The sequence below is a fragment of the Pseudomonas sp. Hz4 genome, from assembly GCF_054898165.1.
Genome location: NZ_CM142719.1, coordinates 5,016,048 through 5,037,931 on the forward strand (window position 1 = coordinate 5,016,048; position 21,884 = coordinate 5,037,931).

At 59.3% G+C, this 21,884-nt stretch carries 21 protein-coding genes and 1 pseudogene; 12 read left to right on the forward strand and 10 right to left on the reverse strand.

Annotated elements, in window-relative coordinates; all coding sequences use genetic code 11:
• Nucleotides 1-196 precede the first annotated feature (196 nt).
• The 5 genes from ACYZTR_RS23020 (at nucleotide 197) to rlmF (ending at nucleotide 6,786) form a co-directional block, all read left to right on the forward strand.
• A complete protein-coding gene (locus ACYZTR_RS23020; protein WP_461974101.1) occupies nucleotides 197-1,687 on the forward strand; it encodes a leucyl aminopeptidase in 1,491 nt (496 codons plus the stop codon).
• 61 nt (nucleotides 1,688-1,748) lie between these two features.
• Nucleotides 1,749-2,177, forward strand: a complete 429-nt coding sequence (locus ACYZTR_RS23025) for a DNA polymerase III subunit chi (RefSeq protein WP_461974103.1) — start codon at nucleotides 1,749-1,751, stop codon at nucleotides 2,175-2,177.
• A gap of 8 nt (nucleotides 2,178-2,185) precedes the next feature.
• On the forward strand, nucleotides 2,186-2,572 hold the full coding sequence (locus ACYZTR_RS23030; protein WP_461974105.1) for a DNA polymerase III subunit chi: 387 nt from the start codon (nucleotides 2,186-2,188) through the stop codon (nucleotides 2,570-2,572).
• Nucleotides 2,573-2,796: 224 nt separating this feature from the next.
• Nucleotides 2,797-5,643: a valine--tRNA ligase gene (locus tag ACYZTR_RS23035; protein WP_461974107.1), complete on the forward strand. Its 2,847-nt coding sequence runs from the start codon at nucleotides 2,797-2,799 to the stop codon at nucleotides 5,641-5,643.
• A gap of 120 nt (nucleotides 5,644-5,763) precedes the next feature.
• On the forward strand, nucleotides 5,764-6,786 hold the full coding sequence (gene rlmF, locus ACYZTR_RS23040) for a 23S rRNA (adenine(1618)-N(6))-methyltransferase RlmF (RefSeq protein ID WP_461974109.1): 1,023 nt from the start codon (nucleotides 5,764-5,766) through the stop codon (nucleotides 6,784-6,786).
• Nucleotides 6,787-6,888: 102 nt separating this feature from the next.
• On the opposite strand, the gene ACYZTR_RS23045 is transcribed toward rlmF, so the two are convergent.
• Complete coding sequence (locus ACYZTR_RS23045) at nucleotides 6,889-7,170, reverse strand: HU family DNA-binding protein (protein ID WP_007905514.1); 282 nt, start codon at nucleotides 7,168-7,170, stop codon at nucleotides 6,889-6,891.
• A 394-nt stretch (nucleotides 7,171-7,564) separates the two neighbouring features.
• Here ACYZTR_RS23045 and yejK point away from each other — a divergent pair, with 394 nt between their 5' ends.
• Both yejK and ACYZTR_RS23055 read left to right on the forward strand, forming a co-directional pair.
• Nucleotides 7,565-8,569, forward strand: a complete 1,005-nt coding sequence (gene yejK / locus ACYZTR_RS23050) for a nucleoid-associated protein YejK (protein WP_461974111.1) — start codon at nucleotides 7,565-7,567, stop codon at nucleotides 8,567-8,569.
• Nucleotides 8,569-8,919: a glutaredoxin family protein gene (locus ACYZTR_RS23055; protein WP_461974113.1), complete on the forward strand. Its 351-nt coding sequence runs from the start codon at nucleotides 8,569-8,571 to the stop codon at nucleotides 8,917-8,919. Before yejK ends, ACYZTR_RS23055 begins: the two co-directional genes overlap by 1 nt.
• Nucleotides 8,920-8,945: 26 nt before the next feature.
• Here ACYZTR_RS23055 and ACYZTR_RS23060 read toward each other — a convergent pair whose 3' ends face one another.
• From ACYZTR_RS23060 to ACYZTR_RS23080, 5 genes are all read right to left on the reverse strand, one after another.
• Complete coding sequence (locus tag ACYZTR_RS23060; RefSeq protein WP_461974115.1) at nucleotides 8,946-9,881, reverse strand: glutathione S-transferase family protein; 936 nt, start codon at nucleotides 9,879-9,881, stop codon at nucleotides 8,946-8,948.
• A gap of 87 nt (nucleotides 9,882-9,968) precedes the next feature.
• Nucleotides 9,969-10,280 (reverse strand): GIY-YIG nuclease family protein, encoded by a 312-nt coding sequence (locus ACYZTR_RS23065; protein WP_283189063.1) that lies wholly within the window; start codon nucleotides 10,278-10,280, stop codon nucleotides 9,969-9,971.
• A gap of 39 nt (nucleotides 10,281-10,319) precedes the next feature.
• Nucleotides 10,320-10,790: a nuclear transport factor 2 family protein gene (locus tag ACYZTR_RS23070; protein ID WP_461974118.1), complete on the reverse strand. Its 471-nt coding sequence runs from the start codon at nucleotides 10,788-10,790 to the stop codon at nucleotides 10,320-10,322.
• A gap of 124 nt (nucleotides 10,791-10,914) precedes the next feature.
• On the reverse strand, nucleotides 10,915-12,222 hold the full coding sequence (locus ACYZTR_RS23075) for a CynX/NimT family MFS transporter (RefSeq protein WP_461974120.1): 1,308 nt from the start codon (nucleotides 12,220-12,222) through the stop codon (nucleotides 10,915-10,917).
• Nucleotides 12,212-12,871 carry a FadR/GntR family transcriptional regulator gene (locus ACYZTR_RS23080; RefSeq protein ID WP_461974122.1) on the reverse strand — a complete coding sequence of 220 codons (660 nt, stop codon included), beginning with the start codon at nucleotides 12,869-12,871 and terminating at the stop codon, nucleotides 12,212-12,214. The genes ACYZTR_RS23075 and ACYZTR_RS23080 overlap by 11 nt, the downstream gene beginning before the upstream one ends.
• Nucleotides 12,872-13,038: 167 nt before the next feature.
• On the opposite strand from ACYZTR_RS23080, the pseudogene ACYZTR_RS23085 reads away from it, so the two are divergent.
• Nucleotides 13,039-13,349 (forward strand): annotated as a pseudogene (locus tag ACYZTR_RS23085) (type II toxin-antitoxin system MqsR family toxin).
• A complete protein-coding gene (locus ACYZTR_RS23090; RefSeq protein WP_461974124.1) occupies nucleotides 13,346-13,834 on the forward strand; it encodes a type II toxin-antitoxin system MqsA family antitoxin in 489 nt (162 codons plus the stop codon). Before ACYZTR_RS23085 ends, ACYZTR_RS23090 begins: the two are co-directional and overlap by 4 nt.
• Nucleotides 13,835-13,898: 64 nt before the next feature.
• Here the strand turns inward: ACYZTR_RS23090 and ACYZTR_RS23095 are convergent, their stop codons facing one another.
• The 4 genes from ACYZTR_RS23095 to ACYZTR_RS23110 form a co-directional block, all read right to left on the reverse strand.
• Nucleotides 13,899-14,663, reverse strand: coding sequence for an amino acid ABC transporter ATP-binding protein (locus ACYZTR_RS23095; protein WP_461974126.1), 765 nt, complete (start codon nucleotides 14,661-14,663; stop codon nucleotides 13,899-13,901).
• 11 nt (nucleotides 14,664-14,674) lie between these two features.
• Nucleotides 14,675-15,772 carry an amino acid ABC transporter permease gene (locus tag ACYZTR_RS23100; protein WP_283181585.1) on the reverse strand — a complete coding sequence of 366 codons (1,098 nt, stop codon included), beginning with the start codon at nucleotides 15,770-15,772 and terminating at the stop codon, nucleotides 14,675-14,677.
• Nucleotides 15,773-15,782: 10 nt separating this feature from the next.
• Nucleotides 15,783-16,964, reverse strand: a complete 1,182-nt coding sequence (locus ACYZTR_RS23105) for an amino acid ABC transporter permease (protein ID WP_461974128.1) — start codon at nucleotides 16,962-16,964, stop codon at nucleotides 15,783-15,785.
• A 65-nt stretch (nucleotides 16,965-17,029) separates the two neighbouring features.
• Nucleotides 17,030-18,061, reverse strand: a complete 1,032-nt coding sequence (locus ACYZTR_RS23110) for an amino acid ABC transporter substrate-binding protein (RefSeq protein ID WP_461974130.1) — start codon at nucleotides 18,059-18,061, stop codon at nucleotides 17,030-17,032.
• Nucleotides 18,062-18,531: 470 nt separating this feature from the next.
• Here ACYZTR_RS23110 and ACYZTR_RS23115 point away from each other — a divergent pair, with 470 nt between their 5' ends.
• From ACYZTR_RS23115 to ACYZTR_RS23125, 3 genes are all read left to right on the forward strand, one after another.
• A complete protein-coding gene (locus tag ACYZTR_RS23115; RefSeq protein ID WP_461974132.1) occupies nucleotides 18,532-19,188 on the forward strand; it encodes an alpha/beta hydrolase in 657 nt (218 codons plus the stop codon).
• 91 nt (nucleotides 19,189-19,279) lie between these two features.
• Complete coding sequence (gene rhlB, locus ACYZTR_RS23120) at nucleotides 19,280-20,767, forward strand: ATP-dependent RNA helicase RhlB (protein ID WP_461974134.1); 1,488 nt, start codon at nucleotides 19,280-19,282, stop codon at nucleotides 20,765-20,767.
• Between the two features lie 141 nt (nucleotides 20,768-20,908).
• Nucleotides 20,909-21,856, forward strand: coding sequence for an ornithine cyclodeaminase family protein (locus tag ACYZTR_RS23125; RefSeq protein WP_461974136.1), 948 nt, complete (start codon nucleotides 20,909-20,911; stop codon nucleotides 21,854-21,856).
• The last annotated feature ends 28 nt before the right edge of the window (nucleotides 21,857-21,884 follow it).

Sequence of the window (21,884 nt, forward strand, 5' to 3'; positions counted from 1 at the left end):
CGCCTGTCACTGCGCACGCTCAAGCGGGCGGCTAAAGCGTTGAAGATCGTACAACCGAGGGTTGTCAGGCTCGGGGCACGAGGTTCAAACTGCGGCCTTTGTCGCAGGCCGTGACCTGCGTCTTTCTATCTATAGGCAAGCTCGAACGCATGCCGTCGAACACTTGCGTGTTGACCATTAATTCAGGGACCCGGACATGGAACTGGTTGTAAAAAGCGTTAGCCCAGAAACGTTGAAAACCGCCACTCTGGTCGTCGCCATCGGCGAAGGCCGCAAGCTCGGCGCCGTCGCCAAACAACTCGACGAACTGAGCGGTGGCGCCATCAGCGCTGTGCTCAAGCGTGGCGACCTGCCGGGTAAAGTCGGCCAGAGTCTGTTGCTGCACAGCCTGCCGAACCTGAAGGCCGAACGCGTGCTGCTGGTGGGCGTGGGCAAGGACGAAGAGCTGGGCGACCGCCCGTTCCGTAAAATCATCGCCGGCATCCTCAACAGCCTTAAAGGCCTGGGCGGCAGCGATGCGGTGCTGGCCCTGGACGAAGTCATGGTCAAGGGCCGCGACAGCTACGGCAAAACCCGCCTGCTGGCCGAAACCCTGGTCGACGGCGAATACACCTTCGACCAGTTCAAGAGCCAGAAAGCCGAACCTCGCGCCCTGAAGAAAGTCACCCTGGTGACCATCAAGGCTGCACAGGCTGAAGTCGAGCGTGCCGTGGCCCACGCCACCGCCATCGCCAACGGCATGGCGTTCACCCGCAACCTGGGCAACCTGCCGCCGAACATCTGCCACCCGACGTTCCTGGGTGAGCAGGCCAAAGACCTCGGCAAAGAATTCAAGAGCCTGAAAGTCGAAGTCCTCGATGAGAAGAAGATCAAGGACCTGGGCATGGGCTCGTTCTACGCCGTCGGCCAGGGCAGCGCCCAGCCACCGCGCCTGATCGTGATGCAATACAACGGCGGCAAGAAATCCGAGAAGCCGTATGCACTGGTCGGCAAAGGCATCACCTTTGACACGGGCGGCATCAGCCTGAAACCGGGCGCCGGCATGGATGAAATGAAGTACGACATGGGCGGCGCTGCCAGCGTATTCGGCACCCTGCGTGCCGTGCTCGAGCTGAAACTGCCGATCAACCTGGTGTGCATCCTCGCGTGCGCCGAGAACATGCCAAGCGGCAATGCTTCGCGTCCTGGCGACATCGTCACCACGATGAGCGGCCAGACCGTGGAAATCCTCAACACCGACGCCGAAGGCCGTCTGGTGCTGTGCGACGCCCTGACCTACTCCGAGCGCTTCAAGCCGCAAGCCGTGATCGACATCGCGACCCTGACCGGCGCTTGCGTCGTCGCGCTGGGTTCCCACACGTCCGGCCTGCTGGGTAACAACGACGAGCTGATCGGCCAGTTGCTGAGCGCCGGCCAATCGGCCGATGACCGTGCCTGGCAACTGCCGCTGTTCGACGAGTACCAGGAACAGCTGGACAGCCCGTTCGCCGATATCGCCAACATTGGTGGTCCGAAAGCCGGCACCATCACCGCGGCCTGCTTCCTGTCGCGCTTCACCAAGAACCTCAACTGGGCGCACCTGGACATCGCCGGCACAGCCTGGACCAGCGGCGGCAAGGACAAGGGCGCCACTGGCCGTCCGGTTCCCCTGCTGACCCAATACCTGCTGGATCGCGCCAAAGCCTGAAACTAATGAACCTTGAGCGGCGTCACTGTCGAGTGACGCCGCTAAAGGTTCAGGAACCGCAATGACCAAAGTCGACTTCTATATCCTGCCCAGCGCCGATCCTTCGGCACGGCTGGATTTCGCCTGCAAGCTCACCGAAAAAGCCTGGCGCATGGGCCACCGCATCTATCTGCATTGCAGCGATGCTGCACAGCGCGACGATCTCGATGCGCGTCTGTGGGCCTTCAAAGGCGAAAGCTTCGTGCCTCATGGCCCTGCTGAAAATGAGCCGGACGGTTTGATTGTGCTGGGTCTTGGCGATGACTGCGGTCAGCATCAGGACCTGCTGGTCAACCTCGACTTGAAGGTCCCGGTCTTTGCCCCGCGTTTCGCCCGAGTGGCGGAAGTGGTGGTGGAAGATCCGACCATTCGTACGGCTGCGCGGGAGAGTTTCCGCTTCTACCGCGAACAGGGCTATCCTCTGCAAGATCACCGTTTACAGCGACTCTGAGCATTCCGATGGACACTCCAAAACCGCAACAAAAGTCCGCGCACCTGCTGGACGACCTCGAGTCGATCCGCCAACTGCTCGGCGATGACAACCTGCAACCACCCTTGCTCACCGACACGGTCGAGGAAGGTGATCAGGAACAGATTCCGATGCTGTTCGATACAGTCGGCGTCAGCCCGCCAACCCTCGCACCGGCTGCGTCCGCCCCTGCCGCCCAACCGGCACCCGCCGCCAGCAAGGGTCCCAACGACCTGCTGCACCTGGACACCGAACTGCGCGCCGCCGCGCAATTGATCATGCAAGACGTGATCGACGACTTCGCCCCACACATCGAAACCGAAATCAAACGCCGCCTCAGCGCGCGGATGGATCGGTTGCTCAGCCAATACGAATAACCCTGAGCCGAGCGGGCTTCTGTGGCGAGGGGATTTATCCCCGTTGGGCTGCGAAGCAGCCCCAGCATTTCATTCGCAATACGCATTGACAGGATTGACGACTGCTGCGCAGCCGAACGGGGATAAATCCCCTCGCCACAATCTGCACCTGCTCGCCCTACGCCCCATGCCCCGCTATACTTGCCGGCTTTTCCTGAATAAATGCCAATAGGGTCCCGCCGCGCATGGATAAGACCTACCAGCCGCACGCCATTGAAACTTCCTGGTACAACACCTGGGAGTCAGAGAATTACTTCGCCCCGCAAGGCGCGGGCGAGTCCTACACCATCATGATCCCGCCGCCGAACGTCACCGGCAGCCTGCACATGGGTCACGGCTTCAACAACGCGATCATGGACGCCCTGATCCGTTTCCGTCGCATGCAGGGTCGCAATACCCTGTGGCAACCGGGTACCGACCACGCCGGTATCGCCACGCAAATGCTGGTGGAACGCCAACTCGAAGCTCAGGGCCAGAATCGTCACGATCTGGGCCGTGAGAAATTCCTCGAGAAAGTCTGGGAATGGAAGGATCAGTCCGGCGGCAACATCAGCCGTCAGATCCGCCGCCTCGGCTCGTCCGTGGACTGGAGCCGCGAGCGCTTCACCATGGACGATGGCCTCTCGGAATCGGTGAAAGAAGCCTTTGTGCGTCTGCACGAAGACGGCCTGATCTACCGCGGCAAGCGCCTGGTCAACTGGGACACCAAGCTGCACACGGCGATTTCCGACCTCGAAGTGGAAAACCACGACGAGAAAGGTTTCCTGTGGAACCTGAAATACCCGCTGGCCGACGGTGCCAAGACCGCTGAAGGCAACGATTACCTGATCGTCGCGACCACTCGTCCGGAAACCATGCTCGGCGACGCCGCCGTAGCGGTTAACCCAAACGATGAACGCTACCAAGCCCTGATCGGCAAATTTGTCGAGCTGCCGCTGGTCGGCCGCCGCATTCCGATCATTGCCGACGATTACTGCGATCCAGAATTCGGCACTGGCTGCGTGAAAATCACCCCAGCCCACGATTTCAACGACTACGAAGTTGGCAAGCGCCACCACCTGCCGCTGCTGAATATCTTCGACAAGCACGCCGCCGTATTGCCGGCCTGCCAGGTGTTCAACCTGGATGGCACGCTCAATGAAAGCATCGACGGCAAGATCCCAGTCGAATACGCCGGCCTCGACCGCTTTGAAGCGCGCAAGCAGATCGTTGCTGCGTTCGATGCTGCCGGCCTCTTGGTCAGCGTCAACGATCACGCCCTGAAAGTACCGAAAGGCGACCGTTCCGGGACCATCATCGAGCCGTGGCTGACCGACCAGTGGTACGTGTCGACCAAGCCATTGGCTGAGCCTGCGATTGCCGCCGTTGAAGATGGCCGCATTCAGTTCGTGCCCAAGCAATACGAAAACATGTACTTCTCGTGGATGCGCGACATCCAGGACTGGTGCATCAGCCGTCAGCTGTGGTGGGGCCATCGGATTCCGGCCTGGTACGACGAGTCGGGCAAGGTCTATGTCGGTCGCGATGAAGCCGAAGTCCGTGCCAAGCACAACCTCGGTCCCGACGTTGCCCTGCAACAGGACAACGACGTTCTCGACACTTGGTTCAGTTCCGGCCTGTGGACGTTCTCCACGCTGGGATGGCCTGAGCAGACCGAATTCCTGAAGAAATTCCATTCCACCGACGTGCTGGTCACCGGCTTCGACATCATTTTCTTCTGGGTTGCCCGGATGATCATGCTCACCATGCATTTGGTGAAGAACGAAGACGGCACGCCACAGGTTCCGTTCAAGACCGTTTATGTTCACGGTCTGGTGCGCGACGGCCAAGGCCAGAAGATGTCCAAGTCCAAGGGCAACGTCCTGGACCCGCTGGACATCATCGACGGTATCGAGCTGGAAGATCTGGTGCAGAAACGCACGTCCGGCATGATGCAGCCGAAACTGGCGAAGAAGATCGAGAAGCAGACCCGCGACGAGTTCGCCGACGGCATCGCCAGCTACGGCACTGACGCCCTGCGTTTCACCTTCTGCTCGCTGGCCTCCACCGGTCGCGACATCAAGTTCGACATGGGTCGCGTCGAAGGCTATCGCAACTTCTGTAACAAGATCTGGAACGCCGCACGCTACGTGCTGGACAAGGGCGAAGACTGCGGCCAGAACGGCGAGGCTTACGAGCTGTCGCTGGCGGATCGCTGGATCATTTCGCAGCTGCAACGCACCGAAGCCGAAGTGACCCGTCAACTCGATCAGTTCCGTTTTGACCTGGCCGCACAAGCCTTGTACGAGTTCATCTGGAACCAGTATTGCGACTGGTACCTGGAACTGTCCAAGCCTGTGCTGTGGGACGAAAACGCGCCGGTCGAACGTCAGCGCGGCACCCGCCGCACCCTGGTTCGGGTGCTGGAAGTTGCGCTGCGTCTGGCGCACCCGTTCATGCCGTTCATCACCGAAGAAATCTGGCAGCGCATCGCGCCGCTGGCCGGTATCGAAGGCAAGACGGTCATGCTGCAGCCTTGGCCCGTGGCCAATGACGAGCGCTTCGATCCGGCCGCCGAGAACGACATCGAATGGCTCAAGGCGTTGATGCTCGGCACGCGCAACATCCGTGGCGAAATGAACATCGGTCCAGGCAAGCCGCTGAACCTGTTCCTGAAAAACGTCAGCGCCGAAGATCAGCGTCGTCTCACCGAGAACGAAGCCCTGTTGAAGAAGCTGGCTCGCCTCGAATCGATCACCGTGTTGGCCGCCGGCGAAGAAGCACCGCTGTCCGCCACGGCGTTGGTCGGCGAGATGGAAGTGCTGGTGCCGATGGCTGGCCTGATCGACAAAGATGCCGAACTGGCGCGTCTCGACAAGGAAATCCTGCGTCTGCAGGGCGAAGTTCAGCGCGTGGGCGGCAAGTTGTCCAACGCTGGCTTCGTCGACAAGGCGCCGGCCGAAGTCATCGACAAGGAACGCGCCAAACTGGCCGAAGCTGAACAGGCTTTGGGCAAATTGGCGGAGCAGCATGCGCGGATCGCCAGTTTGTAACGGCGAATCGCAATGAAAACGGGAGGCCAAATGGCCTCCCGTTTTTTTTTGCGCCGAGAATCCTGTGTGGATGTGGGACAATGCCCGCCACTTTCAGCCATACCCGAATCGACAACGCCCATGAACGCCCCCCGCACAACAAGACCTGCGCGCAAGAAGCCTGACACCGCCACCCCGGCCAAAGCCGTGGAGCCGCGTGAGAAGGCCAGCCTGCATCCGCGCAACCGCCATCAGGGTCGTTACGACTTCCCTGCGCTGATCAAAACCACGCCGGAACTGGCGAAGTTCGTGATCCTCAACCCGTACGGCAAGGAAAGTATCGACTTCGCCAGCCCGGACGCGGTGCGTGTGTTCAACCGGGCGCTGCTCAAATCGTTCTATGGCATCGCCCACTGGGACATCCCGGCCGATTACCTCTGCCCACCGGTTCCGGGTCGTGCCGATTACGTGCATTTCCTGGCCGACCTGCTGGCCAGCGTCAACGACGGCGAGATCCCGCGCGGCGCGCCGGTCAAGGTGCTCGATATCGGCATGGGCGCCAACTGCGTCTATCCGTTGATCGGCTACAGCGACTACCGCTGGCACTTCCTCGGCTCGGAAGTCGACCCGACGGCCGTGGCCGCGGCCAAAGCCATCGTGCAGTCCAACGGGCTGAACAAGGCCATCCAGTTGCGTCTGCAAAGCAATCCCAAGCACATACTGCTGGGCTTGCTGGAACCTGGTGAACGCTTTGACCTGACCATGTGCAACCCGCCATTCCACGCCTCGATGGACGAGGCCACCAAGGGCAGCGAGCGCAAATGGCGCGCGCTGGGCCGCGCCGACCCAAAACGCAAACTGCCGGTGTTGAACTTTGGCGGTCAATCGGCCGAACTGTGGTGTGAAGGTGGCGAAGCACGGTTTGTGACGCAACTGATCGCCGAGAGCGCGCACTTTCAACACAAAGTGCTGTGGTTCAGCACCCTGGTGTCGAAGGCCTCCAACCTGCCGGCGATCCAGACGGCGCTGAAAAAGGCCGGCGTACTGGAAAGCCAGGTTGTGGAAATGTCCCAAGGGCAGAAGCAAAGCCGTTTTGTCGCCTGGACCTTCCAGACTAAATCCGAGCAGCAGGTCTGGCGCGAGCGCTGGGCTCGCAAAAGCTGAGTAGCGACTGAAACAGCGATTGACCGCTGGTCAATCGCTGAATCGCAGACGCAAAAAAACCGTGCCCGAATTGCTCCGGAGCACGGTTTTTTTTACTGCGTCTTACTTGTTAACAGCGTCGGTCAGGCCTTTGGCCACAACCAGCTTGATAACTTTCTTGGCAGCGATTTCGATGGCAGCGCCAGTCGAAGGGTTGCGGCCAGTACGGGCAGGACGCTCGGTCACTTTCAGTTTGCCGATACCTGGCAGAGTGATTTCGCCGCCGTTTTCCAGCTGATCGGCAACGATTTGGCCCAGTTGGTCCAAAGCGTTACGCGCGGTGGTTTTTGGCGCGTCGATAGCTTCAGCGATGTCGGCGATCAGTTGGTCTTTAGTAAGAGCCATGTAGTGTTCCTTCCCTATCAAATTCATATGGATTGCAGAGTGCAGTGTCAGCCATCGAGCCCGATCTTCTGGATCTGGCACCCCCGGCCAATAACCACGGGATCGGGGTTATAGATACCGAAATCAGGGTTTGGTTCGACCTGACAAATGCTGAATGCACGCTTAACGCAGTGACTTCGCGTAAGACCGGGCAAAACTAGCACAGAGACGGGGAAATATCCGCCTCTAGCTACCCATTTGGTCAGCTTTATTGCTCTAAAACCGTAAAAAACAGCATAAGCGTCATCGGACACCCGCCAGTCGCCCTTCGTGCCGCGCCAAAACCAGTGGTTGCGGTACACTGAGCGCTTTTTCGGGGAGCATGCCCTCCTCTCTTCAATCATCCGAGAAGCCCATGCCGATCCGTCATTGCATCGTCCACCTGATCGACAAAAAACCCGACGGCACACCAGCGGTTCTCCATGCTCGCGACGAAGAACTGCCCGAGTCGAGCGCTATCGAGTACATGCTTGCCGACCTCAACGAGAGCTACAACGCCAAACAAGGCAAGGCCTGGGGTTTCTTCCATGCAGAGTCCGGGGCGCATCCGTTCAGCGGCTGGCTGAAGGAATACCTCGATGGCGGCAAGGATTTCACCGCGTTTAGCCGTGTGGCGGTGGAACATCTGCAAAAGCTGATGGAAGAGTCGAACCTCTCTGTGGGCGGTCACGTGCTGTTTGCGCATTACCAACAAGGCATGACCGACTACCTGGCGATCGCCCTGCTGCACCACAGTGAAGGCGTTGCAGTGACCGATCAGCTGGACGTGACCCCGTCCCGGCATCTGGATTTGGGCCAACTGCATCTGGCGGCGCGGATCAACGTCTCCGAATGGCAGAACAACAAGCAGTCCAAGCAGTACATTTCGTTCATCAAAGGCAAGAACGGTAAAAAGGTTTCGGAGTATTTTCGCGACTTCATCGGCTGCCAGGAAGGCGTCGACGGCCCAGGCGAAACCCGTACCCTGCTCAAGGCTTTCAGCGACTTCGTCGAAAGCGAAGACCTGCCGGAAGAATCCGCCCGCGAGAAAACCAAGACCCTGGTGGATTACGCCAGCAGCCAGGCAAAAATGGGCGAGCCCATGGGCCTGGAAGAACTCTCGGAGCTGATCGACGAAGAACGCCCGAAAGCCTTCTACGACCACATTCGCAACAAAGACTATGGCCTGTCGCCGGAGATCCCGGCAGATAAGCGCACCCTCAACCAGTTCCGTCGCTTCACCGGTCGCGCCGAAGGCCTGTCGATCAGCTTCGAAGCGCACCTGCTGGGCTCGAAGATCGAATACGACGAAGAAGCCGGCACGCTGATCATCAAAGGTCTGCCGACCCAACTCACCGACCAGCTCAAGCGACGTAACTGATGCTCGGCGGCGTGCTGAAGAAATTCCTGCTGATCTTGCTGGTGGTCGTGGTTTATCAGAACTGGGGCAAGATCGAGCGGGTGTTCCATCCGGCGCAGGTGGTGTCCGAGCAGACTCAGGCCAAGGCCCACGTCGTGCTCTACGCCACCGAATGGTGCGGCTACTGCAAATTGACCCGGCGCTTTCTCGATCAGAAAGGCATTCCGTACAAGGAATTCGATATCGAGAAAGATGCCGAGGCGCGCAGGGCCTATGAGGCGCTGGGTGGCGGCGGGATTCCGATCATTGATGTGAACGGGACGTTGATTCGCGGGTATGACCCGGATGCGATTCTCGCTGCACTGAAATAATTCGATCGGGGTCATTCATACTTGTGTCAGCGTGCCTCGATGCGGAACCCGAACCGCGGAAAATGCACATGCACCAACCCGCCACGCTCGTCTTCACGGCGCAAAATCAATTCCTCACGCCCCGCAAACAGCAGCTCACCGGCCACCGAATCAACGCCGTAGTCAGTGGCCGCAATCACCACCCGTTGGCCCGCCTCAAACCCGTTCGGCTCATCGAACTGCTCATTCGGCAACGCGGCAGGTGTGGCATTGCGCGACACCTCCAGCGCCTCCTCTGCCGTCATCTCGCTGAACGCACCATGACCGAAGCCCATCACGCGCCCGAACCATGCGCTGACCGCGGGATAGGCATCAACCAACGGTGAAGTTACCGGTGTGGCTTTGAGGAACCACAGGCAATGGGCCAGGGCAAAGTCGGCAATCGAGGGCTCTGCAAACAGGAAGTCCCCAGACTCGCGCTGAAGCTGCTGCTCCAGACGTCCCATGATCGTCGGCCATTGATGCTTGGCCTGCTCTGCGGACAAACGTGTAGCGCTGCCTCCACTGAACAGCCCGGCGCGATCGGCCATGAATGCCTTGATCGCTTCTGGCGGTAATGCGCCAAAACGCACGGCCACCGATTCCGGCTGAAACACCAGGCTCACCGCATGCTGAAACACCACAGAATCTGCCCACGCTGCGAACGTCGCGGCGACCATTTCCTGACCTTCCGGGAAGAACGCCGGCAAAGCTTTTTCCTGTTCAAGACGGCGGGCGATCAGCGACGTGTCGCAATAGATATCTGCGCCAATCTGCAACACCGGTGTCTTGCGGTAGCCGCCGGTCAACGCCGTCAGATCAGGTTTTGGCATCACCGGCGAAACTTTCACCGAGCGCCAGGACAACCCCTTGAAACCCAGCAACAGGCGGGCCTTTTCGGCGAAAGGGGACGTCGGGTAGTGATGAAGAATTAACTCGGACATGCTCGGCTCCGCCGCTGGGAAAAGAATCCGCAGCTTAGCGCGCAATCCACTAGCAGCCTACAGATCTGCCTGATGGGTACTGATCATTCAGATTGATAAGCCCGCAGAAAAGGTCGTCACCAGACATTCCTTGGCGCTTTTCTTGAGTTTTTTGATCAAGCGTTCCTGACGCAGCGCTTCGCTTTTATCGCGGCAGACTTCGGTGTAAACCAAGGCCACGGCTGGGCTGGAGAGGAAGAATCGCGCACCCTTGCCGCTCTGGTGAGTAGCGAATCGGCGCACGGGATCATCGCTGATCCCGCAGTAGAGCGAACCATTGGCCGCGCGAACGAGGTAGACGAACCAGGGTTTGCTCACCGGCGTGTCGGCATCGACGGAGATTTCGCTGAGGGTGTTCACGTGACGATCAAGGCTTGTAGGAAACAAGCCGCGATCTTATCAGCGACTGGCCTGGAATGCCTTCAGCCCCTTCAAGGCCTGTGCGCGAACGGCGTTTCTCACCAACGGCGTCCAGCCCAGCAGCAGACCTTTAGTGCCCAGCGCCTGTCGAGACCAAGTCCACATGTCGAAGCTGTCGTGATGCTCGCAGATCTTGCCGTCGCGAAAAACGAAGCGGGCCTGAATGTCGTTGACCACCGTGTTGCCGGTCTGGCTGAACAGGTACGTTGCCACCCAATGGGCACCGCCCGTGCGCTCATCGCTGCGCACGTTATCGAACGTCAGGGAAAATTCCTTGGCCCGGGTGGTGAGCATGCGCCACATGTCGCCGGCATCGCGGCCACGCAGCTCGCCGAACGCTGGATCACTGAACACCACGTCGTCGGTATAGCAGGCACTCATGGCCTCGGCATCCAGCCGCTGGAAGGCTTGGTAGAACTGGGTGATCAATGCGCTGTGGGCATCACTCATGGGCAGGCTCCCTGATGTGCAAATAGAGGTGCAAAGTGGCTTCAAAAGACTGCCTGCACGATAGTCAACAAACGCCTGGAACACTATCGGCATTCGTGGGCCGAATACCGACAGTGCGCGGGGGTCAGACCTTTTCGCTTTCAACCTGGACGTACAGCGAACGTCCGGCACCGAGGCCGGCGATGATCGCCCCGAGGCCAATGATGCCGAAGATCCAGCCCAGGGCGTTCCAGCCGCCGGTCCAGTCATGCACGATACCCACCGCGAACGGCCCCATGGACGCCAGGGTGTAACCAAAGCCCTGGGCCATGCTCGACAGGTTCGCCGCGACATGCGAGTCCCGCGAGCGCAGCACAATCAGCGTCAGCGCCAGACTGAACGTACCACCCTGCCCCAGACCGAGCAGGATCGCCCAGCCCCACAAGCCTTCGATCGGTGCGTAGAGGCAACCGAATAAACCGCCAAGGGTCAGCAGCATGACGATAACGATCGCCAGACGCTGATCCTTGCCGCGGGTCGCCAGCCACGGCGCGGCCAGTGAGCTGGCCAACTGGATAAGGACAGAACCCGAGAGCACCAGGCCGGCCTGGGTAGGGGTCAGGCCGCGGCCAATCAGGATCGATGGCAACCAGCCGAACACGATGTAAGCCAGAGAAGATTGCAGGCCCATGTAGAGCGTCACTTGCCAGGCCAGCGGATCACGCAACAGACCGCGAACCCGATAGGCGACGTTGTGCGCGCCGTGTTTCTGACCGACTTGTGGCAACCAGAAAATCGCTGCGACCAATGTCGGCACCACCCAGAAGCCGAGGCCCAGCGCCCAGCTCTTGTCGAAATGCTCGCTCAACGGCACGGTCGCGCCCGCCGCCATCGCTGCGCCCAGGCACAAGGCCATGGTGTAGACGCCGGTCATGGTCCCGGCATGTTTAGTGAAGTCGCGCTTGACGATGCCCGGCAACAAAACGCCGATCACACCAATGCTGGCGCCGGCCAGCACGCTGCCGGCAAACAGGCCGATTGTGCCGAACGAACTGCGCAGGATGATCCCGCCGGCCAACATCAAAAGAATCCCCAATACCACCCGTTCGGCGCCGAAACGTCGTGCCAGCACGGGCGCCAGCGGTGCAAACAAGCCGAGGCACAGCACCGGCAACGTCGTCAGCAAACCGGCCTGAGCTGCCGACAAACCGAGGGTCTTCGAGATCTCGCTGAGCATCGGCGCCATGCTCGACAGCGCCGGGCGCAGATTCAGCGCCACCAGGATCAAGCCCAGCAACAACAGCCATGGACGACGCAGGATCGGGTGGCTTTGCTGGACTTCTTCGTCATCGGCCTCGGCGTCGATCAGCAGTTCTTCAAGTTCCGCCGTGCGCTTGGGTTGCGTGATGTGGCTGTTATTGGCAGACATGGAATTCTCGGTTTCAAGGTTCATTGATCAACTGCCTCGACAGGGCTTTGGCCCGCTCCGGGTCGCGTTGCTCGACGGCATCAAGCAGTTCGATATGAAGGTCGAACACCTCCTGGCGCCGGGGGCTGATGTTCAGGGTTTCGCGCAAGTGCGCACCGACGACGCTGGAGAAATAGCGATACAGCTCGCTGAGCGTCGGGTTGTGCGCGGCGTCCACCAGACGGCGGTGGAACACCAAGTCGCAGGCGATGTAAGTGTCGAGATCGCCGTGGTAGTGGCTGCCGCTGACGCCCAATGCTTCGCGCAGGGCCGCCAAGTCTTCATCCGTACGCCGCAGTGCGGCCAGGCCGATGGCTTCGACTTCCAGAATGTGCCGAGTCTCGCGGGCTTGCTCGTGGGAGCAGCGGGATAACGCCTTCATGGTGTCGAGCGGATCGATCACCGCCCGCAGGTAGCTGCCATCGCCCTGACGGATTTCGATCAACCCGGAAAACGCCAACACGCGCATGGCTTCGCGCACGGTGTTACGGCTGATGCCTAATTCGGCGGACAGCTCGGGTTCGGTGGGCAAGCGCTGGCCGACCGTCCAGACGCCTTCGGTGATGCGCAGGCGTAACTGGTCTAAGGCCTGGTCGACCAGGGATCGTTTAACGAGCGGAAAAATGTCTGACATAGGCTTCACCCTTTCATCCAATCATAGGATGAATTTTCTGACATGTTAGTCAGCTCCACGTAGGACGGCAACCGCCTACGGTAAAGGAGATGCAAAAGGAGCGGGATTTTCGATTAGTCAAAATTACCCTTTAAGGGTAATTTCAGGGATAGGGTTTCTGGTTTCTTATGGAAAAGAACACACCCCATTACAACTTGGACGTAATAAAGGCTGAGGTAACCAGGTTAGGCGCCAAAGCTTTCACGAACAGTGCATTGCAGTCAGGCCGAGAGATGGGATTGGTCTATCAAAGCATGCAAAAAGTCGTGTATTCGCTGGAGAGAAGGATGCTCTACAAATCAATGACCAGCTATGCAGACCATCGAGCCTGGCAGGACGTGTACCACGCAACATTCAATCATTTGGAGATTTAATCAAAGTGACCTACTGCCCTGGTGGTGGTGCTCCGGTAATCTCCTTCAAGGAGAAAAACTTATGAAGATCCGGCAATGCATGAGTTGCGGCACCCAGGACGGCATGCATCACTTCGTTGGCCGCAGCCTCTCGGTCGACTACAAGCGAATGTCACGAATGGTGCACCAGCTTGCTGGCTGGGAGTGCAAGGTCTGTGGCGAAATAATTTTCGACAATGAGACCGACAGCGCCCAACGATATGTCGATGCTGGCGACAAGTTGCTTGAGGACTGCTTCCAGGTCATGGGGGCCGAAATGAAACGCATCCGCCGCAAACTGCACCTCACACAAAAAGAAGCGGTGAAATTGCTATCGGGCGCCGGGCACAATGCATTTTCACGATACGAGCGCGGCGAACTCCAACCTCCTCAAGCTTTGTTCACGTTGATGCGCCTCCTGGATCGTCATCCCCACCTGCTGGCTGAAATACAAGCGATGAACGAAGGCACTGACTTTAAGCGGCTGCTGGCCGCACGCTTTCCGGAACAGGAAACGGTGCTGGCGTCCTGATCCCGAACAGCAGACAAAAATAAACCCGGATCAAGTCCGGGTTCATTTCAACACCTGCGCAGGATCAATGCAGGATCTGGCTCAGGAACAGCTTCGTACGCTCATTCTGCGGGTTATCGAAGAAGTCGTTCGGCGCGGCCTGTTCGACGATTTCGCCCTTGTCCATGAAGATCACGCGATTGGCCACGGTGCGGGCGAAGCCCATTTCGTGGGTTACGCAGAGCATGGTCATGCCGTCTTCAGCCAGGCCGATCATGGTGTCCAAAACCTCTTTCACCATTTCCGGGTCGAGCGCCGAGGTCGGTTCATCGAACAGCATGATTTTCGGTTTCATGCACAAGGCGCGGGCAATCGCCACACGCTGTTGCTGACCACCGGACAGCTGCCCCGGGAATTTATGCGCCTGCTCCGGAATGCGGACGCGTTCCAGGTAATGCATGGCGATTTCTTCGGCCTTGCGCTTGGGTATCTTGCGCACCCACATCGGCGCCAGCGTGCAGTTCTGCAGGATGGTCAGGTGCGGGAACAAGTTGAAGTGCTGGAACACCATGCCGACTTCACGGCGGACCGTTTCGATCTGCTTGAGGTCGTTGGTCAGCTCCACACCATCGACCACGATGCGGCCCTGCTGGTGTTCTTCCAGACGGTTGAGGCAACGAATGGTGGTGGATTTGCCGGAACCCGACGGACCGCACAGGACGATACGCTCGCCCTGCTTGACGTTCAGGTTGATGTCTTTCAACACGTGGAACTGGCCGTACCACTTGTTCACGCCCTGCATCTGAATAATGCCTTCAGGGCTCACAGGCTGTTTGATCGCTTCACTCATAAACTACGCTCCTAACGCTTGTGGCCAGTGTCCAGCTTACGTTCCAAATGCATGGAATAGCGGGACATACCAAAACAGAAAATCCAGAACACCAGGGCCGCGAACACATAGCCTTCGGTGGCCATGCCCAACCATTTCGGGTCGGCGGCGGCTTGTTTGACGCTGTTGAGCAAGTCGAACAGGCCGATGATGATCACCAGGCTCGTGTCCTTGAACAGCGCAATGAAGGTGTTGACGATGCCAGGGATCACCATCTTCAGGGCTTGCGGCAGAATCACCAGGCCCATGCTGCGCCAGTAACCGAGGCCCATCGCTGCAGCCGCTTCGTACTGACCTTTGGGAATCGCTTGCAGACCACCGCGCACCACTTCGGCCACGTAAGCCGACTGGAACAGGATCACGCCGATCAGCGCCCGCAGCAGTTTGTCGAAGTTCATGCCTTCAGGCAGGAACAACGGCAGCATCACCGAGGACATGAACAGCACCGTGATCAACGGCACGCCGCGCCAGAATTCGATGAAGGTCACGCAGACCACCCGAATCGCCGGCATGTTCGAACGACGGCCCAGGGCCAGGACGATACCCAGCGGCAGCGCGCCGGCAATACCGACGGTGGCGATCACCAGGGTCAGCATCAGGCCGCCCCATTGGCTGGTCGCCACGGCGCTCAGACCGAACACGCCGCCGTGCAGCAGGCACCAGGCAATGATCGGGTACAGCACCAGGAAGCTCAGGCCATACACCGCTTTATGGTGAAAACGCGAGATGAACAACGGTGCCACGCCGATGACCGCCAGCCACACGGTCAGGTCCACGCGCCAGCGCAGGTCCACCGGGTAGTAGCCGTACATGAACTGGCCGAAGCGCTGCTGGATGAACACCCAGCAGGCGCCCTCCTTGGTGCAGTCAGCCTGAGTGGTACCGACCCAGTTGGCATCGAGGATCGCCCAGCTCAGGATGGGCGGCACCACCAGGTAGATCAGGTAGAACGCGAACAGGGTCAGCAGGGTGTTGAGCCAGCTGGAGAACATGTTGGCGCGCATCCACGCCACGACACCGATGCTGCGGCTCGGGGGTGGCATGTCAGGTTTGAAAGTATGAGTACTCATGCGCTTTTCCTTACCGCTCGATCAGCGCAATGCGCTTGTTGTACCAGTTCATCAGCAGGGAAATGCTGATACTGATCGCCAGGTACACGCTCATGGTGATAGCAATCACCTCGATCGCCTGCCCGGTCTGGTTCAGCACCGTACCGGCAAACAACGAGACCATTTCCGGATAACCGATACCGGCTGCCAGCGAGGAGTTCTTCGCCAGGTTCAGGTATTGGCTGGTCAGCGGTGGAATGATCACGCGCAAGGCTTGCGGGATGATCACCTTGCGCAGCGTCGGACCGTTGCGCAAACCCAACGAGTGCGCCGCTTCAGTCTGGCCGTGGCTGACCGACTTGATGCCCGAACGCACGATCTCGGCGATGAACGCCGCGGTGTACACCGTCAGGGCCAGGGTCAGCGCCAGCAGTTCCGGGATCAGCACCCAGCCACCGACGAAGTTGAAGCCCTTGAGCTCCGGCATTTCCCAGTGCAGCGGCGCGCCGAAGATCAGCGCGCACAACGCCGGGATCACCAGCAACAGCGCCAGGCCGGTCCAGAACTTGCGGAACGGAACGCCGGTGGCTTCGAAGCGTTTGTTGGCCCAGCGGCACATCAGCACGATGGCGACAATGGCTACGACGACGCTGACCACAAACGGCCAGAAACCGTCCGACGCCAACGCGGCCGGCATGTTCAGGCCGCGACTGCTGACGAAGAAGGTGTCGCCGAAGTTATGGCTGTTGCGTGGCCCTGGCATGGTCAGGAACACCGCGAAGTACCAGAACAGGATCTGCAGCAGCGGCGGAATGTTGCGGAAGACTTCCACATAAACAGTCGCCAGCTTGGCAATGATCCAGTTCTTCGACAGCCGTGACACACCGACGATGAACCCGAGGATCGTCGCCAGGATCACGCCGATGAAGGTCACCAGCAGCGTGTTGAGCAAGCCGATGACAAACACCCGGGCATAACTGTCCGATTCGGTGTAGTCGATCAGGGTTTGAGCGATGCCGAAACCGGCACTGCGCTCCAGAAAGCTGAAACCGGAGGTGATGCCCCGGTGTTCAAGGTTGGTTTGCGTGTTGTCGAACAGAAACCAGCCCAGCGAGACCACCGCAACAATGGTGATGATCTGAAATAGCCACGCACGCACTTTGGGATCGCTGAGGCTGAGCCTCTGCTTTGGTGCGCCGATTGAATTTTGCATGAAGTGCCCCGGATGTAATGGAACAGAACATCACCCGGCGGTTGGCCCACCGGGTGATAGAACCATCAGCGCACTGGTGGTGCGTATTGAATGCCGCCGTTGTTCCACAGCGCGTTCAGGCCGCGGTCGATTTCCAGCGCAGTGCCCTTGCCAAGGTTCTTCTCGAACACTTCGCCGTAGTTACCGACCTGTTTGATGATCTGTACGACCCAATCCTTCGGCAGCTTCAGATCCTTGCCGTATTCACCGTCAGCCCCGAGCATACGAGCGACGTCCGGGTTCTTGGTGGCCTTGGCTTCGGCTTCGACGTTCTTCGACGTGATGCCCGCTTCTTCAGCGTTGAGCATGGCGTAGCCAGTCCAGCGAACAACGGCCAGCCACTCGTCATCGCCATTACGCACGACCGGGCCCAGTGGCTCCTTGGAGATCGTTTCCGGCAGAACCACGTAGTCCTTCGGCGAAGCCAGCTTGCTGCGCTGGGCGAACAGCTGGGACTTGTCGGAGGTCAGCACGTCGCAACGACCGGATTCCAGCGACTTGGCGCTTTCGTCGGAGGTGTCGAAGGTGATCGGGGTGTATTTCAGACCGTTGCCGCGGAAGTAGTCGGAAACGTTCAGCTCGGTGGTGGTACCGGCCTGGATGCAGATGGTTGCGCCGTCCAGCTCTTTGGCACTCTTGACGCCCAGCTTGTTGTTCACCAGGAAGCCGATACCGTCGTAGTAGGTAATGAAGCCTGGAAACTTCAGGCCCATGCCCGCATCACGCGAACTGGTCATGGTGGTGTTGCGCGACAGAATGTCAATTTCGCCGGACTGCAGCGCGGTGAAGCGCTCCTTGGCGTTCAATTGGCTGAATTTCACTTTGTTCGCGTCGCCGAATACGGCGGCGGCCACAGCGCGGCAGAAGTCGGCATCGATGCCGAGGATCTTGCCAGTGGAATCCGGTACGGAGAAGCCCGGCAGACCGTCACTTACGCCGCACTGTACGAAACCTTTTTTCTGCACTGCATCCAGGGTTGCACCCGCCTGAGCGAACCCACTGACACCGAGTACTGCGGCTGCAGTCACGATAGCCAGGGTGGATTTCAACATCTTCATTCAAACCTCCAGTTTTGCTCTTGTTGTGTCGGAGCTTGAGTCCAGTCGCACCCTTATGAGGCGTTGCTGACCCGTGTTGGCTTTTTTTGGGGTCAACCGACGTAAGACCTGCGCTATGAGTCTATCTAGTAGGAGAAAATCCACATCATGGACAACTCACTTCTCACCAATCGGCCGAACGGGCTGTAGCCCTTTCACGTTCGCGAAGCCCGTAGCGGCCACTGGCGAACATCCATCACCGGATTCTTTGCTATCCCACCACGAACAATGGCCTGATAGTGTTACCGACAGGCGTGGGATTTTTCGTACAGGCTTTCCCATAGCAAAGCCCGTACCAGACCGTTCGCAGAAGCGATTCAGCGACAGGTCAATAGCAAAACTTGTAGTCTTGCGACACTTTCTTAACTGATCAACCAGGCACGCACTCAGATCTCGCACTGAATGAGCGCGCACGCACAGATGGAGCACCCATGACCGAGCCCTTGATTCTTCAACCCGTCAAGCCCGCAGACGCCTGCGTTATATGGCTGCACGGCCTGGGCGCCGACCGCTACGACTTCCTGCCGGTGGCCGAAGCGCTGCAGGAAAGCCTGCTGACCACCCGCTTCGTTCTGCCTCAGGCGCCGACCCGAGCCGTTACCATCAATGGCGGTTACGAGATGCCAAGCTGGTACGACATATTGGCCATGAGCCCGGCACGCGCGATCGACCGCGAGCAGTTGGAAGCGTCGGCGCAAAGGGTCTTTGAGTTGATAGAAGAGCAGCGCGCCAGCGGAATAGACGCCTCGCGGATCTTTCTGGCAGGTTTTTCCCAAGGTGGCGCGGTGGTGTTACACACCGCATTTCTGAAATGGCAGGGGCCGTTGGGTGGCGTACTTGCCCTCTCGACTTATGCACCGACCTTCAGCGATGACCTCGAGCTTTCAGCCAGCCAGCAGCGCATTCCTGTGCTGTCTTTGCACGGCCAGTACGATGACGTGGTGCAAAACGCCATGGGCCGCACCGCTTACGAGTATTTAAAGCAGCATGGTGTCACCGTGGCATGGCAGGAATACCCAATGGGCCACGAAGTGTTACCCGAGGAAATTCGCGACATCGGTGTCTGGCTCGCCGAGCGCTTGCGTTAACTGTTTATGTGAAAAGCAGCCCATTGATCCATCCCACTACGCCGCGCCCGGTTCTTGCATTACACTGGCCGGCACTTAACCAATTGATGAGATGACCGTGCTCAAAGCACTCAAGAAAATGTTCGGTAAAAGCGAGACTGAGCAGCTCGCGCCAGTCTCCAGCGCTCCGTCTCACCATTCCAGCCACCGCACCGACGGTAATCAGTCTGGCCGGACCGCAACCGTAGCGGTACCGAAGCACGAGCCGATGGCCATACCGACCGTCCAACCCGTTGAGGCTCAAGCCTCTGAAGAACCGCACATCGAAGCAGCGAAACCTGTAAAACCGCGTCGCGAACCGAAGCCAAAAGCACCGGTTATTCCCTGGAAACTTGAAGACTTCGCCGTCGAACCCCAGGAAGGCAAAACCCGTTTCCACGATTTCAAACTCGCCCCTGAACTGATGCACGCCATCCAGGACCTGGGCTTCCCGTATTGCACGCCAATTCAGGCACAGGTGCTTGGCTTTACCCTGGCGGGCAAAGACGCCATCGGTCGCGCCCAGACCGGCACCGGCAAAACCGCCGCATTCCTGATTTCGATCATCACCCAACTGCTGCAAACCCCACCGCCGAAAGAGCGTTACATGGGCGAGCCGCGGGCGCTGATCATTGCGCCGACCCGTGAACTGGTGGTGCAGATCGCCAAGGACGCGGCCGACCTGACCAAATACACCGGCCTTAACGTCATGACGTTTGTCGGCGGCATGGACTTCGACAAGCAGCTCAAGCACCTCGAAGCCCGTCATTGCGACATCCTCGTGGCCACCCCGGGCCGTCTGCTGGACTTCAACCAGCGCGGCGACGTGCACCTGGACATGGTCGAAGTCATGGTCCTGGACGAAGCCGACCGGATGCTCGACATGGGTTTCATCCCACAAGTGCGTCAGATCATTCGCCAGACTCCGCCGAAGGACGAGCGTCAGACGCTGCTGTTCTCCGCGACGTTCACCGAAGACGTGATGAACCTGGCCAAGCAATGGACTACCGACCCGTCGATCGTCGAGATCGAGTCGCAGAGCGTGGCCAGCGAAAACGTCGAGCAGCACATTTACGCTGTGGCCGGCGCCGACAAATACAAACTGCTCTACAACCTGGTCAACGACAACGGTTGGGAGCGGGTGATGGTGTTTGCCAACCGCAAGGACGAAGTGCGGCGCATCGAAGAACGCCTGGTACGTGATGGCGTCAATGCCGCGCAACTGTCTGGCGACGTGCCGCAGCACAAGCGCATCAAGACCCTGGAAGGTTTCCGCGAAGGCAAGATCCGCGTACTGGTCGCCACCGATGTGGCCGGCCGCGGCATTCACATCGACGGCATCAGCCACGTGATCAACTTCACCTTGCCGGAAGTCCCGGACGACTACGTGCACCGCATCGGTCGCACCGGTCGTGCTGGCGCCGATGGCGTGTCCATCAGTTTTGCCGGTGAAGACGACTCTTACCAGCTACCGTCCATCGAGGCGCTGCTGGGTCGCAAGATCAGCTGTGAAACGCCACCGACGCATCTACTGCGGGCGGTTGAGCGCAAGCGCCCGTAACGCGGGTCGCATTAAAAAAGGCGCAGCCGGAAACGGACTGCGCTTTTTTTTCGTCCGGATTTTTTTCAACAGGCGCTTGCTCGCGATAACTAAAAGTCCATAATGGACAAATTAGTTTACTTCCAGCTCCCGGAGCCGACCATGTCCAGTACGCCCTACGTGATCACCCAACCTCAGGCCCGCGAGCTGCTGGCGCAGGTCGACGTGCCGCAGATCCTGCGCAAACTGTTCCGCGACCTGGCTGCCGGACAAGCCGTGCAACCGGCGCAGCAACTGGTGGAGTTTCCGCAGGGCGCTGGCGACTTCATCAACTACCTGGGCGTGCTGGCCGAAGACGGCGTTTACGGGGTCAAGACCTCGCCGTACATCGTGCGTGAACAAGGCCCGCTGGTGACCGCCTGGACATTGCTGATGTCGATGCAGACCGGCCAGCCGCTGTTGCTCTGTGATGCCGGCGAACTGACCACGGCGCGCACCGCTGCAACCACGGCCGTGGCGGTCGACACTCTCGCCCCGCTGAAGGCCCGACGCCTGGCGATCATCGGCAGTGGCAAGGTCGCCCAGGCGCACCTGCACTATGTGAAAGAATTGCGCGAATGGCAGAGCATCAGCCTCTACTCGCCGAGCCTGAGCGACAAGAACTCCGAAGTACTGGCGCAGCTCAAAAGCCTCGATCCACGCCTGACCATCGTCGACAGTCGTGAAGCAGCCGTTCACGACGCCGATGTCATCATGCTCTGCACCTCGTCCGCCGGGCCGGTGATCGACCCTTCAAGCTTGAGCAAACCGGCGCTGATCACCTCCATCAGCACCAACGCACCGCGGGCCCATGAAGTACCGCCGCAGAGCCTCAATGACATGCAAGTGTTCTGCGACTATCGTCTGACCACCCCGGGCTCGGCCGGCGAGATGCTGATTGCCGGTGAACAGCATGGCTGGGACAAGAACGCGATCATCGGCGACCTGCCTGATCTGCTCAGCGAAAAAGTCCAGCGCCCCGACTACGACCGTCATGTGTTCTTCCGCTCCATCGGTCTGGGCCTGGAAGACATTGCACTGGCCAATGCCCTTTACCGCTTGCAGCGCTAACACCACGAACCCTTGTAGGAGCGAGGCT

Coding starts and splice junctions, on each gene's coding strand:
- ACYZTR_RS23020 (WP_461974101.1), top strand. CDS start 197: ATGGAACTGGTTGTAAAAAGCGTTAGCCCAGAAACGTTGAAAACCGCC.
- ACYZTR_RS23025 (WP_461974103.1), top strand. CDS start 1,749: ATGACCAAAGTCGACTTCTATATCCTGCCCAGCGCCGATCCTTCGGCA.
- ACYZTR_RS23030 (WP_461974105.1), top strand. CDS start 2,186: ATGGACACTCCAAAACCGCAACAAAAGTCCGCGCACCTGCTGGACGAC.
- ACYZTR_RS23035 (WP_461974107.1), top strand. CDS start 2,797: ATGGATAAGACCTACCAGCCGCACGCCATTGAAACTTCCTGGTACAAC.
- rlmF (WP_461974109.1), top strand. CDS start 5,764: ATGAACGCCCCCCGCACAACAAGACCTGCGCGCAAGAAGCCTGACACC.
- ACYZTR_RS23045 (WP_007905514.1), bottom strand. CDS start 7,170: ATGGCTCTTACTAAAGACCAACTGATCGCCGACATCGCTGAAGCTATC.
- yejK (WP_461974111.1), top strand. CDS start 7,565: ATGCCGATCCGTCATTGCATCGTCCACCTGATCGACAAAAAACCCGAC.
- ACYZTR_RS23055 (WP_461974113.1), top strand. CDS start 8,569: ATGCTCGGCGGCGTGCTGAAGAAATTCCTGCTGATCTTGCTGGTGGTC.
- ACYZTR_RS23060 (WP_461974115.1), bottom strand. CDS start 9,881: ATGTCCGAGTTAATTCTTCATCACTACCCGACGTCCCCTTTCGCCGAA.
- ACYZTR_RS23070 (WP_461974118.1), bottom strand. CDS start 10,790: ATGAGTGATGCCCACAGCGCATTGATCACCCAGTTCTACCAAGCCTTC.
- ACYZTR_RS23075 (WP_461974120.1), bottom strand. CDS start 12,222: ATGAACCTTGAAACCGAGAATTCCATGTCTGCCAATAACAGCCACATC.
- ACYZTR_RS23080 (WP_461974122.1), bottom strand. CDS start 12,871: ATGTCAGACATTTTTCCGCTCGTTAAACGATCCCTGGTCGACCAGGCC.
- ACYZTR_RS23090 (WP_461974124.1), top strand. CDS start 13,346: ATGAAGATCCGGCAATGCATGAGTTGCGGCACCCAGGACGGCATGCAT.
- ACYZTR_RS23095 (WP_461974126.1), bottom strand. CDS start 14,663: ATGAGTGAAGCGATCAAACAGCCTGTGAGCCCTGAAGGCATTATTCAG.
- ACYZTR_RS23100 (WP_283181585.1), bottom strand. CDS start 15,772: ATGAGTACTCATACTTTCAAACCTGACATGCCACCCCCGAGCCGCAGC.
- ACYZTR_RS23105 (WP_461974128.1), bottom strand. CDS start 16,964: ATGCAAAATTCAATCGGCGCACCAAAGCAGAGGCTCAGCCTCAGCGAT.
- ACYZTR_RS23110 (WP_461974130.1), bottom strand. CDS start 18,061: ATGAAGATGTTGAAATCCACCCTGGCTATCGTGACTGCAGCCGCAGTA.
- ACYZTR_RS23115 (WP_461974132.1), top strand. CDS start 18,532: ATGACCGAGCCCTTGATTCTTCAACCCGTCAAGCCCGCAGACGCCTGC.
- rhlB (WP_461974134.1), top strand. CDS start 19,280: ATGACCGTGCTCAAAGCACTCAAGAAAATGTTCGGTAAAAGCGAGACT.
- ACYZTR_RS23125 (WP_461974136.1), top strand. CDS start 20,909: ATGTCCAGTACGCCCTACGTGATCACCCAACCTCAGGCCCGCGAGCTG.